This is a genomic window from Bacillus sp. FSL W8-0183, from assembly GCF_038006825.1.
Classification (GTDB): Bacteria; Bacillota; Bacilli; order Bacillales; family Bacillaceae; genus Bacillus; species Bacillus altitudinis.
In genome coordinates this window covers 2,135,753-2,151,092 of the sequence record NZ_JBBOVY010000001.1, presented here as the reverse complement: position 1 = coordinate 2,151,092, position 15,340 = coordinate 2,135,753, and the positions used below count along the sequence as shown (strand labels likewise).

The 15,340-nt window shown below is 35.0% G+C and carries 23 protein-coding genes and 2 pseudogenes; 19 read left to right on the top strand and 6 right to left on the bottom strand.

All coding sequences use genetic code 11. The features are described from left to right. Positions 1-113: 113 nt before the first annotated feature. Positions 114-1,267, bottom strand: a protein-coding gene (locus NSQ64_RS11245; RefSeq protein WP_341016532.1) for an IS3 family transposase whose coding sequence is annotated in 2 segments (ribosomal slippage) — positions 114-994 and positions 994-1,267 — 1,155 coding nt in all. Because the reading frame shifts where the segments join, the coding sequence is not laid out codon by codon here. 421 nt (positions 1,268-1,688) lie between these two features. Here NSQ64_RS11245 and NSQ64_RS11240 point away from each other — a divergent pair. Continuing rightward, positions 1,689-1,925 carry a hypothetical protein gene (locus NSQ64_RS11240; RefSeq protein ID WP_171465520.1) on the top strand — a complete coding sequence of 79 codons (237 nt, stop codon included), beginning with the start codon at positions 1,689-1,691 and terminating at the stop codon, positions 1,923-1,925. A gap of 16 nt (positions 1,926-1,941) precedes the next feature. Here the strand turns inward: NSQ64_RS11240 and NSQ64_RS11235 are convergent, their stop codons facing one another. Next, positions 1,942-2,532, bottom strand: a complete 591-nt coding sequence (locus tag NSQ64_RS11235) for a DUF1643 domain-containing protein (protein ID WP_341016530.1) — start codon at positions 2,530-2,532, stop codon at positions 1,942-1,944. A gap of 45 nt (positions 2,533-2,577) precedes the next feature. Here NSQ64_RS11235 and NSQ64_RS11230 point away from each other — a divergent pair. The 8 genes and pseudogenes from NSQ64_RS11230 (at position 2,578) to NSQ64_RS11195 (ending at position 7,281) form a co-directional block, all read left to right on the top strand. Then, positions 2,578-3,388, top strand: a pseudogene (locus NSQ64_RS11230) (thymidylate synthase). 111 nt (positions 3,389-3,499) lie between these two features. Further along, positions 3,500-4,369 (top strand): hypothetical protein, encoded by an 870-nt coding sequence (locus NSQ64_RS11225; RefSeq protein ID WP_341016528.1) that lies wholly within the window; start codon positions 3,500-3,502, stop codon positions 4,367-4,369. Between the two features lie 190 nt (positions 4,370-4,559). Then, a complete protein-coding gene (locus tag NSQ64_RS11220; protein WP_341016526.1) occupies positions 4,560-4,763 on the top strand; it encodes a DUF3797 domain-containing protein in 204 nt (67 codons plus the stop codon). Between the two features lie 634 nt (positions 4,764-5,397). Next, positions 5,398-5,604 (top strand): hypothetical protein, encoded by a 207-nt coding sequence (locus tag NSQ64_RS11215; protein WP_171465516.1) that lies wholly within the window; start codon positions 5,398-5,400, stop codon positions 5,602-5,604. A gap of 73 nt (positions 5,605-5,677) precedes the next feature. Next, positions 5,678-5,836 (top strand): hypothetical protein, encoded by a 159-nt coding sequence (locus tag NSQ64_RS11210; RefSeq protein WP_187441888.1) that lies wholly within the window; start codon positions 5,678-5,680, stop codon positions 5,834-5,836. 39 nt (positions 5,837-5,875) lie between these two features. After that, a complete protein-coding gene (locus tag NSQ64_RS11205) occupies positions 5,876-6,103 on the top strand; it encodes a hypothetical protein (protein ID WP_341016521.1) in 228 nt (75 codons plus the stop codon). A 259-nt stretch (positions 6,104-6,362) separates the two neighbouring features. Next, complete coding sequence (locus NSQ64_RS11200; RefSeq protein ID WP_171465513.1) at positions 6,363-6,518, top strand: hypothetical protein; 156 nt, start codon at positions 6,363-6,365, stop codon at positions 6,516-6,518. Next, positions 6,493-7,281: a nucleotidyltransferase domain-containing protein gene (locus NSQ64_RS11195; RefSeq protein WP_341018300.1), complete on the top strand. Its 789-nt coding sequence runs from the start codon at positions 6,493-6,495 to the stop codon at positions 7,279-7,281. Before NSQ64_RS11200 ends, NSQ64_RS11195 begins: the two co-directional genes overlap by 26 nt. A 225-nt stretch (positions 7,282-7,506) precedes the next feature. On the opposite strand, the gene NSQ64_RS11190 is transcribed toward NSQ64_RS11195, so the two are convergent. Further along, complete coding sequence (locus NSQ64_RS11190) at positions 7,507-7,851, bottom strand: hypothetical protein (protein ID WP_341016519.1); 345 nt, start codon at positions 7,849-7,851, stop codon at positions 7,507-7,509. Positions 7,852-8,510: 659 nt separating this feature from the next. Between NSQ64_RS11190 and NSQ64_RS11185 the strand changes: the two genes are divergently transcribed. From NSQ64_RS11185 to NSQ64_RS11155, 7 genes are all read left to right on the top strand, one after another. Continuing rightward, positions 8,511-8,702 carry a DUF7446 family protein gene (locus NSQ64_RS11185; RefSeq protein WP_171465509.1) on the top strand — a complete coding sequence of 64 codons (192 nt, stop codon included), beginning with the start codon at positions 8,511-8,513 and terminating at the stop codon, positions 8,700-8,702. Positions 8,703-9,035: 333 nt separating this feature from the next. Further along, positions 9,036-9,272 (top strand): hypothetical protein, encoded by a 237-nt coding sequence (locus tag NSQ64_RS11180; protein ID WP_171465507.1) that lies wholly within the window; start codon positions 9,036-9,038, stop codon positions 9,270-9,272. Positions 9,273-9,946: 674 nt separating this feature from the next. Beyond that, entirely contained in the window at positions 9,947-10,417 is a 471-nt protein-coding gene (locus NSQ64_RS11175; RefSeq protein WP_341016514.1) for a macro domain-containing protein, read from the top strand. 19 nt (positions 10,418-10,436) lie between these two features. Beyond that, positions 10,437-10,610: a hypothetical protein gene (locus NSQ64_RS11170; protein WP_341016512.1), complete on the top strand. Its 174-nt coding sequence runs from the start codon at positions 10,437-10,439 to the stop codon at positions 10,608-10,610. Continuing rightward, positions 10,598-11,182, top strand: coding sequence for a thymidine kinase (locus NSQ64_RS11165; protein ID WP_341018298.1), 585 nt, complete (start codon positions 10,598-10,600; stop codon positions 11,180-11,182). Before NSQ64_RS11170 ends, NSQ64_RS11165 begins: the two co-directional genes overlap by 13 nt. Beyond that, complete coding sequence (locus tag NSQ64_RS11160) at positions 11,175-11,369, top strand: hypothetical protein (protein WP_341016510.1); 195 nt, start codon at positions 11,175-11,177, stop codon at positions 11,367-11,369. The genes NSQ64_RS11165 and NSQ64_RS11160 overlap by 8 nt, the downstream gene beginning before the upstream one ends. After that, entirely contained in the window at positions 11,353-11,745 is a 393-nt protein-coding gene (locus NSQ64_RS11155; RefSeq protein ID WP_341016508.1) for a hypothetical protein, read from the top strand. The genes NSQ64_RS11160 and NSQ64_RS11155 overlap by 17 nt, the downstream gene beginning before the upstream one ends. 27 nt (positions 11,746-11,772) lie before the next feature. On the opposite strand, the gene NSQ64_RS11150 is transcribed toward NSQ64_RS11155, so the two are convergent. Beyond that, positions 11,773-12,042, bottom strand: a complete 270-nt coding sequence (locus tag NSQ64_RS11150; RefSeq protein WP_341016506.1) for a hypothetical protein — start codon at positions 12,040-12,042, stop codon at positions 11,773-11,775. 76 nt (positions 12,043-12,118) lie between these two features. Here NSQ64_RS11150 and NSQ64_RS11145 point away from each other — a divergent pair, with 76 nt between their 5' ends. After that, positions 12,119-12,706, top strand: a complete 588-nt coding sequence (locus NSQ64_RS11145) for a Holliday junction resolvase RecU (protein ID WP_341016504.1) — start codon at positions 12,119-12,121, stop codon at positions 12,704-12,706. Positions 12,707-12,709: 3 nt separating this feature from the next. Continuing rightward, complete coding sequence (locus NSQ64_RS11140; protein ID WP_268382689.1) at positions 12,710-12,901, top strand: hypothetical protein; 192 nt, start codon at positions 12,710-12,712, stop codon at positions 12,899-12,901. 37 nt (positions 12,902-12,938) lie between these two features. Here NSQ64_RS11140 and NSQ64_RS11135 read toward each other — a convergent pair. Continuing rightward, positions 12,939-13,358: pseudogene (locus NSQ64_RS11135) on the bottom strand (SDR family NAD(P)-dependent oxidoreductase); the annotation flags it as partial. A 253-nt stretch (positions 13,359-13,611) separates the two neighbouring features. Here NSQ64_RS11135 and NSQ64_RS11130 point away from each other — a divergent pair. Continuing rightward, entirely contained in the window at positions 13,612-14,334 is a 723-nt protein-coding gene (locus NSQ64_RS11130; RefSeq protein WP_017367462.1) for an acylneuraminate cytidylyltransferase family protein, read from the top strand. A 28-nt stretch (positions 14,335-14,362) separates the two neighbouring features. On the opposite strand, the gene NSQ64_RS11125 is transcribed toward NSQ64_RS11130, so the two are convergent. Further along, the gene (locus NSQ64_RS11125; RefSeq protein WP_341016500.1) at positions 14,363-15,325 is read right to left on the bottom strand and encodes a CgeB family protein; all 963 of its coding nucleotides are present in this window, start codon (positions 15,323-15,325) and stop codon (positions 14,363-14,365) included. Positions 15,326-15,340 lie beyond the last annotated feature (15 nt).

Sequence of the window (15,340 nt, the reverse complement as noted above, 5' to 3'; positions counted from 1 at the left end):
TATCTTTGGAGTAATCCTGCATTGAATCAAAGGTATAAAACATATAAAATAACAAATAAAAGCTTCACAGAACGGGACTGACCCCCGTTTTTGAGACAGGGATCAAAACACCTTTATGAAACAGCCAATTGCCGATAGTTTATCGGTGATTGGTTGTTTAGTTTCGTTTGAATACGAATGTTGTTATCATAATAAATGTATTCTTTGACAGTGCGTTCTACGATGGTGGTCGTAGTGCGATCAATCCTGTTAAGATAGAACGTTTCAGACTTTAGTGAGGAATGAAACGATTCGATGGAGGCATTATCAGCGGGCGTCCCTTTACGGGACATGCTCATGGTAATGCCTTTTATATGAACAGCTTTCTGATACTCGTAAGATGTATACACAGAACCTTGATCGCTATGTAACACGCAATTCTCAGGAAGTGCTGGGAGCTGATTAAGTGTGTTTAAGATAAAGTCTGTGTCCTGCTTATCACCAATTGTAAAAGCAATCACTTCTCCATTATATAAATCCAATATACTGGAAAGGTACAATTGTTTCTGTCCATAAGGCAAATACGTGATGTCCGTGACTAGTTTTTCAAGAGGGCGATCAGACTGAAAATTCCGATCCAGTATATTACCAGCCACGGCATAGGGCTGCCCATTCTTCTTACGCTTTTTCATTTTAACCCGGCATTGCCACTGGTTTTTCTGCATGATACGTTGAACAGTTTTATGGTTAATACGCATTCCCATTTTTAGTATGGCTGTGATTTTCCGATAACCATATCGATATTTGTGCTTTCGGCACAACGTGCCGACCTGTTTCTCTAGTTGTCTTTTAGGATGATTCTGAGTCAGATTCTTTTTCCATCTATAATACGAAGTGCGTGAGATGCCTAAATGGACACAGATGTCCAGTACCGTCATCGTTTTGCACAATTCATCTACCAGTTTGATTGACGTTTCCTTATCAACTTCCTTTCCAATTCGTTGTACTTTTTTAAAACCTCATTCTGTTGACTCAAATAGCGATTTTCTGCCTGAAGTCTCTCTAATTCTGAAGAGTACTCGGGACCCTTTCCATAGGTATATTGTTTTCCAACAGGTTGTTCGAACCTGTGTGTATCCCCAGTTTTATGCCATCTCACCCATGTCTGAACCTGCGTCTTATTCTTGATATTCAATTCCTGCATGATCTCTTTCATAGGTACGCCTGCCAATCTCATTTCTACAGCCTTCTGTTTGACTTCAGCCGGATAACTCACTCTTGTCCCCATAGAAAAAACACCTCCATGTTTTATTTCGGATCACAACGATCCGTTTTCAAACTTGAAGGTGTTTTTTATTTGTCTCATCTTAGGGGGTCAGTCCCGAACAAACTTGGTTTTTTTATTACACAGTTGGTCTTCAAATGTTTGATAATGGTATTCGGGACTTTGATGATAAAACAGTATACCCTTTTGTTGTTTCCAGACCAAAAGAAAAAAACAAGAAGAGTTATATTGAAGCATATAACGATTGTGGGTCATCTAGGCAACGATGATCGTGGAGGACATGGATCAACAGGAACTAAGTAAAAATAACACTTGGCTGTTTGCATGGTGTGATTTCTAATGATTTTATACTATGGAGTATCACAGCCAAGTGAGTCTAAATAAAAGAAGACTTTCAAGGTGAATAAGAAAGGAGCGAAGGAGTTTGATAAAAGTTGATGTGATTTATAATTCTTTAGCGAAAATCGATAAGCAGAACCAAGTATATGAGCTCATGGATGATCCTGAAATGAAAATGAAAACATTAGATAATATGATTAAAGAGTTTGATTTAATTGGAGATGCAGCCTTAGAGGGAATCAAAGATGCTGCGGATTTGTTGAAGAAAATAGACAGTGAGGATATTGGGGATAGGGTTGAGAAACTTACAGAAATAAACTAAGAGAGGAAGGCCTCTCTTATGTGAGTGTGTATTGTCTAAATTTATTGTAGTTGTAGAGTGGATGGGAAGGCATTTTAGTAATATTAGTTTTATAGCAATATAGTTCTTCTGAATACTTGCTAAGAATATTCTTTATACAATCTAAGTTACTGTTATAAATGATCATATTACTTTTATTCAATTTGGTTGGTCTATTTCCCCAACCGCAAATCACCTTTCCTCCGCTTTCAATACTTGACTCTATTGACAATTTAATCTTTTCAAGGTTTTCCTTTTGGATTGTGTCTAGTTTAGTACCACTGATTTTATCCAGCACTTTTCCAAGTTTTTTTGAATCAGTTTCATAAAATGGAAAGATGTTTACAACATCCACTATACCAGCGCCGTCATTAAATGCATCTTTTATTACTTTATTTACGGTTCTGTCATACTTGTCATGAACAGCAGCACTAGGATTCATCAAAAGAAAAGTATATTTGATATCATTTGCATTCTGTGTGGTGACTCTTAGAAGGTACCTTGTCCAAAGGTTGTTCTGAATTTGGGTATTGTCACTAATAATTGTCTGTTTATAAGTATTTTTATCATAATTGACTTGTGCATACACTGCAAAATCGCCCCTTTTTACTTTGATTATACAATATGGAGGTTTATATTGGAAAAAGAATATTTGAAATTATTGGAAAAAATCTATACATATGGTCATGATACAGAAGACAGAACAGAAACGGGTATGAGAAGTCTTTTTGGTGAGACAATGGAGTTTAATTTGGCTGAAGGGTTTCCGTTGGTTACAACTAAGAAGATGTTTACTAGAGGTGTCTTCGGAGAGCTGCTATGGTTTCTAAGTGGTTCGACCTCTAATAAAGAGTTAGAAGAGAAGTATGGAATTAAGTTTTGGAAAGAGTGGGCGAATGAAGCTGGTCAACTGCCTAATATCTATGGAAAACAATGGACTAGGTGGGAAGATGGGCGAGGCAATATGTTCAATCATTAAGTATGTGATTGAACAAATTAAAAACAACCCAACAAGTAGACGCATCTTATTTACAGGATGGAACGCTCCAGAGATGCAATGGGAAGATACAGCTTTACCATGTTGCCACAGTACCGTTGTTCAGTTTTACGTGGAAGGTGAATATATACATATGTATCACTATCAACGTTCAGGAGACATGTTTCTAGGCGTGCCAGTTAACATCGCCTCATATGCAACGTTATTGACCATTATTGCACAACAATGTGATCTAAAGCCAGGTATCATGAAACATACTATTGGTGTAGCTCATATCTATCACAACCATTTAGATCAAGTTAAAGAACAAATTACAAGAGAACCTTATCAACCTCCAAGGCTCAACATCAATAGAAAACCCGAATCTATTTTTCATTATAGTTTAGAGGATTTTGAGGTCATCGGTTACAATTACCATCCTTTAATAAAAGGAATTGTAGCAGTTTAAATTAATTCATTAAAACAGAGTGAAATAAGCATTGTGATCTATAGTTAAAAAGTCTATACTGTTATTGGCAACATTTCACTATAAAGGAATATATCTAATGGAGGAATTAAAATGAAAACAAGGAGTAAATGGCTTTTAGGAGTTACTCTAGTGATGGTTTTATTTTTGTTAGGTGCATGTGGAGAAACTAAAGATAAAAGTGAAAAAACAAACACAAAAGCACAAAATGAGAGTTCTTCAAAAACTGAGGCGAAATCAGATAAACCCATGCTAATAAGTGAAGCATTAGACAAGTATAATATGTGGTTTAAAACTGATGGGGATCCTAATAGAAATAGCAAGGTAAGAGATGTATATGTATTTAAAGATGGTAAGGCAATTCATTATTATCAAAATACCTCGGAACCGCTAACTTTAGAAAAGATTAATAGCATGACTGACAAAGAGGTTATAGAATTTTTAGAAAAAGAAGACAAAGATAGTTACAAATCTGAAGGTGATTACAAACTAAATATTATGCTTGATCAACTGGGACAAACGACTGAGATTATTACTTTAGTAATAAATAATAAATTAATTAAGAGGGTTTCCCCTTTAGAGTCTTTTGCTTTTGAGAACATAGGTAGTGACGACAGTATTAGGAAAAAGTACAATAATGATGAATATGCTTACCTCAATGCTTTAAAAGATGGCAAAGAAAAAGTTTACACTGAATCTGAGATAGAAAAAAATAAAATAATTAACCATGAAGTGAAAGGGGATTATCAAATAACAACTAAAGAAATAAACGAAGAAAGTGAGCTGGATTTTATCCAATCCTTTGTACACCAGACTATTTTGAAGACAACATATGCAGGGATATTCGTAAATGCTGATGAAAGTCTAATCACCCGTGTGGAAAATGATTCTTATCCAGGGCTAATCCTAGACACTCCAGAAGCAAAGGGCAAGGGTGTAACAATTGAAAGTATTAAAAAATAAAGTGTGCGCTTAATTGCGTTCACTTTATTTAATTTATTCTGTTAGCATTGTTTCAAGTCAAAGATTTTAAAATTAAAATAACATATAAATTATATTGAATAAACAACAAATAACATATATTATGAAGATAAGCCAAAACGGTTTATCTTTTTTATTTAAAGGGAGGAATAGTATGAATGCTTAAGACTTATTGAAAGTATCAAAGTTAATAAATGACTGTCTTAATTGCAGCAATGATCTAATTGGTAATGGACAAGGGACATTAGAAGTGGAGGAAACTTCATTTAAACGAACATGTAAATGTGTGTTTAGTATAGAGTTGAATACTCAAGACGGAGTTAATGAAAAGAACATTAGATTAGAGATTGATAAAGTGATTTCAACTATGAGATAAAACTACATAAAATCTGAATTTTATTTAATTATTATGGGGGGATCATTAAATGGAAGATTTGAAGAAAGTGCAGATATGCCCATACTGCAACAAAAAAGAAGTCAACGAAAATATGGATAAAGACAGCTCTGGGATCGTAAAATGTAGTCACTGTGAAAAAGTGTATTATTGTTATCCCTGGTTCACTTTTATGGGGTTTCATATAGAAAAAATATGAGAAGAATGTGAGGAGCCAGAGAGTGATTGCGACTGCTGTTAAATAGGAGGTGTAGACCATAAAGAGTGAAGCGTACCAACGACTAAATGAATTAGAGAAAAGTGAATACAAGCTTAAATCAGACATCTTAGAGAAAAAAAGAGACCTGTTACATATTAAAACAAATCAAAATCCGTTAGCACTAGAACGGCTGTTTGAATTAAGTGAAGTGTTGCAGCTGACAGAGGAAGCCGAGTGGGTAAGTTCACCAATGGCCATGAAGGCAGTAAGAATCAACATAGAGTTTCTAAAGCTATTTCATTTTAAAGGTGATGCCAAAGCATACATAAATAAAGAAGAGTTTAATAGGCTACATGGAGAGTTTATCAGAATAAAATTTGAGCAGAACAATATTTAAACATAGGAGGCGAGGAGAAATTGAATAAAAATAAAAACGTATATGGCCAGTACTTAAAAAATGGTGAAATTGTAGAGTGGGTAAAGGATTCAAATTCAAACATTGTGTGGAAAGGAGACAGAGCCAAATATCTAGGAAGCGGAAAATTCAAAGGTATTTCAGGCAGCGTAAAAGGTGAAATATTCTATGAGTCTAGCGATGATTGTATTTGTATAGATAAAGTTTAGCTCTTAAATGTGAGAGTAAAAACATTATCATAATGTGTTAAAACGTTGATTTTATTTAAAAGGAGTTTGATTAATGGAAAGCGTTACAGAAGTTAAGAGTTTCTATAAAGCAATGGCACTTGTAGAAGAGTACCTGAAAAAAGGTAAGACAGTAAAGATCGTTCCACTATTTCAAGGGAACGAAGAGTATACATATCGGATACAGACAACTTCGTACGGCAGAGGATATTAAATAAAAAATAAATTATATTTATTTCGAAGGAGTGATACGGTGGATGAATTAGAATGGTGGGGCATTGAGTTAAATATGAAAGATGAATCTTCTAAAGTTTTGTTAATAAAACTATTTAGAACGATTAAACAAACATTTGAGAACCTTTATAAAGTTAAACGCTCTACATTTGATTCTGCCATAGAAGATTTGGAAAGTGCGATTCCAGAGTATGAAAAAAGAATTGTCCTTTTTCTACAGAGTGAACTAATATCTCTCAGGAAATAAATTGAAAATATTGGCATATGTGACAGAGAATTCATTTTAAGATTAGAATATGCTTTATATATTTATGAACCAGAAATCGACTGTGTATATCCTGAAAGTAGTAGAGATACAATAATCACCTTTTTCAATATGATAAATGAAGAAATTAAAAGATTAAGTATGCTTAATAACATGTATCTAATTGCTGAGAAAAACACAAAAAGAGATGTGAATGGATTTACGGTGATCGAGGCTAGTGATGATTGGAGGGATTAAATCTATGATTAAAACACTGAAGTCAAAAATTAAAAAAGACGAAGAGTTGTCTGCTGAATATGTCAAAGGATTCTATTCAGGAGTATTCTACACAAACTTAATCGTATTGCCTGTGCTTGTATTAACACTATTCCATATGTGGGGAGTCATTAACAGATGAGTCAATTAAAATCAATTCGAATACCAACTGGTTAGAAGAAAGAACGATTATCTTAGCTCCAACTGGCAGTTATGCTTATGGAACAAATACAGAGGAGTCTGATAAAGAATTTAAAGGTATCTGTATCCCACCAAAGGATTATTATTTAGGACTTGAATCTTTTAACGAGTATAACAACAGCGGAGGGAAGAATTTCAAAAACACTAAGAATGATGTTGATATCAATATTATTCACATTAACAAATTTGTTAATGATGCAATGGAAGGTGTACCTAATAACATTGAACTGTTGTTTGTTAGAAATGAAGATTATCTTAAAGTTACATCTCTTGCCCAGAAATTAATCGATAACAGACATTTGTTTTTAACTAAGAACGTTCAAAAGAAATTTGGCGGTTATGCATATTCTCAAATGCAGAAATTAAAAAACACCAACTCGAATGGTGCAGCAAGAAAAAACCTGATAGAGGCGCATGGCTATGACAATAAGTTTTTCATGCATAGTATCAGACTTCTTACAAGCGCTATTGAAATTCTTAAGACTGGAGACTTTAGCACGTTCCGACCAAACCGAGAGCTTCTTATTGATTGCAGATCGGGTAAGTTTAGTTTTGAAGAAGCGCTTCATATGATCGATGCCTATGATCAAGAGTTGAAAGCTGCTGTTCATTTGTCAAGCATTCCTGAGAGACCAGATTATGATACGGTAAATAGGTTGCTAATTGAATTAAATGAAAAAGCTTTAGAAAAAGGAGTTTACTAATGAAGGGGCTTCATGTTGAAGGGACATTATTTAAAGAAGACGGTACACAGTTTACATAAGAAGAGTTTATAGAATTAATTGAAGCAAACGGTATTGAGTTTGGAGGAAGCACATGCATTCAAGATGATAAAGGGAATTTTCTAAGTGATGCTGGTGTTGTAATTACAGAGCAAGTGATAAGCAGCGAATGAGAGAAATTGAAAAAGGATAAGTGAGTTTAATCACCTATCCGTTATGAGAATTTCTGGATAATGCAGTTGTCATATAGATTGTTTTTTCGTCCTGACCCATTTCTAACAATCTGGCTAACATTTCTATCTCAAGGTGAGCGTAATAAAAAGCATTATCAAGAGAATTAAAGAAGAAATACTCGCTGAACTCAAAAGGCATATAAACTGCTTTTATAGATTTAATATTATTTAATTTCTTCTGAGCCATAATTCTTTTATTACCGTCAACGCAAAGTAAAGGGACGGGTACTCCTGGATTGTACACTATGATTGGTGGCCGATTGTCTTTGATTTTATTGGATAATAATGTAGTGGTGCTGTCTACATATACATCTTTCAAATCGACATCTTCAGGAACTAATGACTTTTGTTTTACTATTTCATTGAGAATATCGACATCATAGTGATATCTGTAGGTGCCAACGCTAGTCTTGAAATCAAAACTATAGAACTCAACATCTTTATTCCTTACTTGGGACATCTCAAAAATAGGAGTAATGTTTGATTTCTGTTTAGCATAATCTTCAATATCTTTATCACGTTCGATAAATATATCACACCAATATTTAACCCAAGATTTATAAAAAGACAGTCTTCCAATATTAGACTTTATTGGGGGGCTTTCCAGATAGGATTGAAAGTCAAATTTGTAGTATGTTGTTTTTAAATTATTAAAATATGCAGGAATTGTTAATTCCTTTCAAGTTTTTCTAAATTATAACACAAATTCAAAGTAAAGGAGAGATGTACATATGATTGTTTACACCGTATTCGGACTATATCCAATTCTTAGAGGAGAATTGAATAATCATTTTAAAGATTAGGATTTAAAGACTTAAAGGAAAAAAGGTGGTTCTTGAGCAAAGTTCTTGGATACTCATCATTCTTTAGTGAAATGACAATCAATGAATTAAAAAAAGTAATAGAAGAGCTTAATAAATATAAGAAGATTTCAGATATTAAATGAAAAATAACATATATGAAAAAGGAGGGTTCTAATTGGAGAATTTGAAACTAGCAATTTCACCATTAACAGATAAAGTTTACGTTATTGGCAGTAATCCAGAAAAGAAAGTTGATGTCACAAATGATTTTCTACACACTGTTGTTCAAAGATGGAACGGATATGAAGAAACAATCGAAACAGCAAATGGAGAAAAATATAAAGTCTGTGTCATGGAGATTAAATAAAATGGTTGTTATTTGCACAGATGGGACAAGATTCGTCGGCAGATTCAAACCAGGCCAAACATGGATCAAGGGGCGATTCAAAAGGACACTATTAGATGTTTCCAATGACAGAGTTAGATATAGCTGTTAATAAAAATGAAGTGAGACTTCTTTGGATTGCTTTGTGAACTGGGTTTTCAGTGGTGCGAAATTGGATGTAGGTAAAAGAATTATTCCGTGTTCTAACTGTCAAAATGACATGGAAATCAAAGAGCATATTAACAGTTGTGAATCTGGGATGCGAGTAAAAGTTCTTCATTAAATAACAAATAACAAACATAAAGGATATTAAAAATGGATAAATATTATTACAAAGTGGAGAAACCTTCTAACTTACACAGAGATCTAGAATATGGATTTTTCATCAAAGGACAATTTATGCAAGATAGGAATGAGGAGATTTCAAATTTAGTTGGTATCGAAGACTTAGCGAGTAAAGCAGCATATGATTTTCATGGAGGTCTTTTAATAAATGAAGCATATTCTGATGAGATTGATGATAAGCATTTCATCAAAAAAGAACAAAATTAGGCGGTCATATTTTCAAACAGTTTAAGAAAAGTTCAAGCTACTTTAAAAAATGGGATGAATTTATTAAAGAAAATAATCTGACACATGTTATTAGGATGCAAAGTTTAAATTTCTTAGTATTTGTATACGACCTTACTGGTGCTATTGAGTTTATCACATACAACGAAACATTTTATTTAGAGGCTAAAACAGAGCAGGAAAACAAATCTTTGATTCCTATCACTGAAAGAGAATTACTTGAAATGAAATTAGAGAAATCTAATAAGGCGGCGATTCGTAGATGATCGTTAAAGCATAGATTTTGTTAATTGTATTTGGACTTGTTGTGCTAAGTGAATGGGGTTCAGAAGGTGATATGAAGCTTACTGTTTGGGTTGGAGTAGCTAAGTTTATTTCAATGGTTATTGTATCAGTAGCTGCTGGAGTAATTTGGGGAGGGTTGTTCCAGTGATACACGTTGCGATAATTTATTACATATTAACCACTCTAATTAAGTTTTGCCTAGTTAGATGGGCAAGAAAAAACGGATGAGGGATGTTAAAACAAGCTGGGCAGTCATTTTTGTGCCTTTAATCGGTCTTGGATATTTAGTTATTATGTGTGGGATTGTTATACAACTTAAGAATTCTAAATAAAATCGGTCTTTTAATCAAATTGGGGGGGAGGGGTTTGAAGTGATCAGGACTGTAGAAGGTAACATATTAGACATAACAAAAGACATCATCTGCCATCAGGTGAATTGTAAGGGTGTCATGGGAGCAGGGTTAGCAAAGCAGATCAAAAATAAATATCCAAATGTGTACAAAGATTATAAGCGTTTGTGTGACGATGAAAAAATTAAAAACAGAAAAAATGGTTTACTAGGGGCGACTCAATTTGTCGATGTAAATAAGAATATAACAATCGCAAATTTGTTTGCTCAAGATAACTATGGTGTGAAATCAAGACAAACAGATTATGAAGCTCTGGAACATTGTTTGAAAAGTTTAAGACATGTAGTCAGTGATGATTATAGCAAATACAAAGGCCGTTCTATCGCTATTCCTTATGGGATCGGCTGCGGTTTAGCAGGTGGGGATTGGCGAGTTGTTGGTCGAATGATTGAAGATATCCTGGGAGATTGTGATGTGACTTGTACAAATTAAAATAAAGGGGAAATTACATATGGTTATTAGAATTCCTTTTGAACAAGACGCTTTGAAACAAGCCTATCTAACTCAAGTTGGTGGCACAATTTCATTTCAAAAAGGCAAAACACCAGTATTCTCATTTAATAGTGAAGAAGATTACAAGAAATATAGACAGCTTCTATTAGGAGGTGAGGAATCATACCAGTAGGATCATTAACAGTTGATGTAGGAAGTATGTTTGCAGAGAAATCAACGGCACTACAGCGTCATGGTAAACGTTATATGTTGGCTGGAAAGAAAGTAGTGTTTTTAAAGCCATCAACTGATAACAGATACTCAGAAGACTCAATTGTTACTCATGATGGGAAGAAAGTTGGGGCATTAAACCTACAAATAACAAATGAAAACAAGGTTGGTATACTTCAAGATTTGTTTGAAGCTGATGTTGTTTGCATTGATGAAGTTCAATTTTTCCCAGATCAAATGATCACTCACATTGAGAAACTAATTGAACAGGGGAAGAAAGTGTTTGTTGCAGGATTAGACATGGACAGGTATGGCAAGCCATTTGGAATTGTACCGTACTTAATGGCCAAAGCAGATCATGTGACTAAACATCATGCAGTTTGTGCTTTTTGTGGCGAGGATGCATGGGTGTCACTTGAAGTTTCTAATGATTCAAATAAACAAAAGTTAAAGTTGGGAATGATTATAAGCCAGCATGTAGACAATGCGCTTATGAAAGGGGAGTTAAATAATAGAAGAAAACAGTTTGGTTAAATTACATAGCAAAATGAAAAAGCAAATTGATTCAATAGAAGAAGCAATAAATAACAAAGACTATATGAAAGTTAGCCGTTTGGGCATAAGCCTAAGCAATAACAACGAAGAACTGATGCAAGAAGCAAGAGACTTGTCCAACAATGAAAAAGGGAGATACATAAATACATATGCCAAATCTAATTAACTTGAATAACTTAAAGGGAGCTTATCGATTAAAAAATCAAGGAGGTGATTTTGCTTACTTCTATAATGAGAAATCCAACAATTTGATCGTAATTAACAATATTGATGATGAAGAAATTAGAGATGTAGTAGACGGTACTTCTCAAGCAGCTTACATGTATTTAACCAACAAACTTAACATCGTAACAAATTTAACTGTCATTTGGTTAAAAACAGAGTTTGATTCAAGTGATTTCATTCTTATTGAAGATGTAGATGGTAAAGAGTTGTTCCACTTAGACTTGATTGATTTAGAGAATGCTGTTTTAGGAGAGTACAAGTTTGATAAGAAGTTTGTGAAGCTTATCAATGGAGAAGCAATCGAATTGAAATTTTAAACCCCTGTCAAATGACAAGGGTGAACATCATGAATTTTTAAAGTTTTTGATTAAAGCATTTACTTCTTCAACTAAATCTGGGTATTGGTTGTTATCTACGAAAAAGTATTCAACTTCATTAGTTTTAGCGTTTGCTTTGAATACGAGTTCAGCATTTTTAGTATCTGATTCATTGTAAACAACATAGTGTTTTTCAAATAAATGATTCTCTGACATGTCTACATGAAATCTAACTGTAAATCCTTTTGACTTTAAATAGTCAGTTAACTCGTTGTTTTGGTTGATAAGCTCGGTCAATTGGAACACTCTCCTAGATATTGATAATCATAGAATACCCCATTTAACTATTAAACACAAAGAAAGGATTGGTTCATTGAGCACCAACTTAGGTGAAGTTTTTGAAGCAAATATTCAACAGTCAGCAAAAGACCAAGGCTTGTTCTTCTATAGAATTAAGGATGTTAATCCAATGGCCATAAAAAGGAACTTTGATGTTTCTAAAAATAACTACGATTGTTTCTTATATTCTAATGGAGTTTTATTCCCCTTAGAATTGAAATCAACAAAAAGTAAGTCTATATCGTTTTCAGAAAGTATGATTAAATCTCAACAGATTAAGCACCTTGAAGCTGCTTCAAAATATGAAGGAGTGTTACCTGGCTTCCTGTTTAATTTTAGAGAGCCTGAGAATAGAGTTTTCTTTGTACATATTAATGACTTTCTTACATATAAGAATATTGCTGAAAATCAATTAGAACATACTTACATAAGTAAAGTTAATAAATCCAGCATACCAATTGGAATCTGTGAAGAAATTGGAACAGAGGTAAGGTGGATGAAAAAGAAAGTAAACTATACATATTACATAAATAAGATGTGCGAAAGTATAGTTTCAAAGAAGAGTGTAACACATAAACTGAATCAACATACCTTGGAAGCAACTAAAGCTGTGGAGGTATGAAAAATGGCTAAGACAAACAGAGGGAAATGGAAAGAAAACCTTGAGCACGCAAAGAAAAACAAAACAAAAACATTAACTTTTCCAGGAAAGCCCTACTCAATAGCAATCTTTCCTCAAGTATATGGTGATGTCGTTACAGAAGAACAGTTTTATCAAGAATTAGCGAATATCGTTATAAAAGAAGCCAGAATGTAGGCTTCTTTTTTTATGGTATTTACTTAGTATCATGATATACCGCTTTGTCAGTTGAAATGTTGACAACATGACTGACTTCATGTTCAAGTGCTGCTTCAATGACATGCTGTCCGCCGATGATGTTGGTTTGGACAGCTTCAAACGGATTATCTTCGCAGGTGGGTACTTGTTTGAGCGCAGCTGCATGGAAGATGATATCTACTCCTTTGACAAGCTGCCTGACGCGGCTTGCATCCCTCACATCTCCAAGTGCAAATACAACCTCTGGATTTGCCGCATATTCATTTTTCATCATGTATTGTTTACTGTCATCTTTACTGAAGACAATGACCTTTTTAGGAGAGCATGCTGTTAATTTTTTCACAATCTGCCGGCCAATCGAACCCGTACCGCCTGTGACCAAGATGATTTTGTCACGAAAAAAGGTCTTCAAACTCGTTTCTATTTGTTTGGACATATCTAATCCCCCAACTCTCATTTCTCTACTTTGCATCATATGTGAAAGAGTGGAAGACGTTTGAGGAAAAGAACCACTTCAGCATAAATTAGGTGAACCAATTATAACCATCTGCTTGACGACTTAATAGAATATGTAGAGATAGAAGATCAAGTAGAATAACGAGAGACCTGAAGACTTCAGTACGGCGATCAGCTCAGCTCTCAACATTTATTCACTGGATACTGAGCTGCGCGAGGGGAGAAGATCATACATGTATAGGGGAAATCGTATTTTAGCTATGATACCAGCTTTTAGCAGCAAGCAGGGACATCATGCTGAACACATTCGCGTATTGGCGGAGCGGCCGCTGATCTATTGGACCATTCAGCCATTATTACAAATGATTGAATTAGATGAAGTCATCGTATCTTCAGAGGATGTGAATACTCAAATCATTTCGTCCCACTACGGAGCAAATGTGATTGAACTGCCAAGCACACATGTGACGGAACAAACACCTTCTTTAGTAGCTGTGAAGCATGCACTTGCTTATTTAGAACGAGAGGGAAAGACGTTTGATATTGTTTTGTATTTGCATCCAGCATCACCACTAAGGCAGACGGCAGATATTGAGAACTGCTTGCAGCTTCTAGTAGAGGGGGGATATGATTGTGCGGCTTCTTTTACAGAGGCGTTAGAAAATCCAAATGAAACTTGGACACTTCATGACACCAATGAAGCCAGCCTGTATAAGGACAATCATTATTTTTTTGTACCAACTCAGGAGCACCCTTATACGTATGGACGTTTAAATGGAGCTGTCTATGCGTTTCATGTTCCATATGCAAAAGAATGCATTCATTCCTTTTTAGAAGGATCTGTTGGTGCATATATGATGGATCATGCGCAATCGCTTGTTGTGAAAAGTGAGGAAGATCGGAAAAAGGCAGAGAAGATTTTATTGGCTCGACAAGATGCAGAAGGAACGGCATAAGATGATGGCAATTAGAAAAAGCGCCCGGTCATAGGGCGCTTTTGACTATTTCATAAAGTCTGTAAGGCAGCGTATCAAATGTGTTCCAGCGAACGACTTGCTCGTAATTGTTCTCTGCAACCGATTGTCTTTGTTGAGGGTTTTTTACATAGTGCTCGACCTGCTTAATCAAATCGTTTTCATGTGTGTAAAAAGCGAAGCTTGAAAATGCCTGTGACGGTTGTAGATCTGTCAACTGAAAGCCTCCGCTTGCAGCGATATCAAATGCTCTGTTGTTGAGGCTCATATTTTGAACATTGGCTTTGTTTTGATTATAGGCAAATTGCGCGGGCCTGTGCGGATTCAGAACAATGGCTGATGTTTGATAGATGTCTGCCATCTGCTCGGGACTCAGCCAGTGGGTCATCAGTGTGAGATCGCGATATCGTCTGCGTGATTTATTCAACAGTCGATGCCATTCTTTACCTGCAACGAGAATGCGCCATTTGTTTTGATGTAAGAGTGTATCGATGGCTTTGATGCGGTTTGGATAAGGGTAGCCAATGAGTGCAATGTCATAGATGCACGACTCATGTGGTGATTCTTTTTTCTGAAATACGTGTGTATTGGTCGGAATGGGAAAGTAGTGCGAGTGATTAGCGCCCATTTGTTTGTAAAATGACAAAGCACCTTCGTCAATCGTTAAGATCAGCTGTGCATCACTTACGCATGCAGCTGACACATCTATATAAAAAGGGTCTTCTGTCATCCACAGTACGACAGGGATCTTTTCTTGTTTGAATTGATGAAGTACTTCTGTTGGAATATGATCACCGATCATCATGAAAACAAAATCCGGAGAAAATGTCCGGATTTTGTGCATATGAGCGGGTAGAGATTCCCTTTCCATCTTGATACATGAAAAGGGGGAATCAATGAAGCTCTCTTCAATCCATTGATCGAACATCCGATAGATTCCACCGTAGCCAGAGCTGACATAAAGAAACTTCATGATGGCCCTCTCACA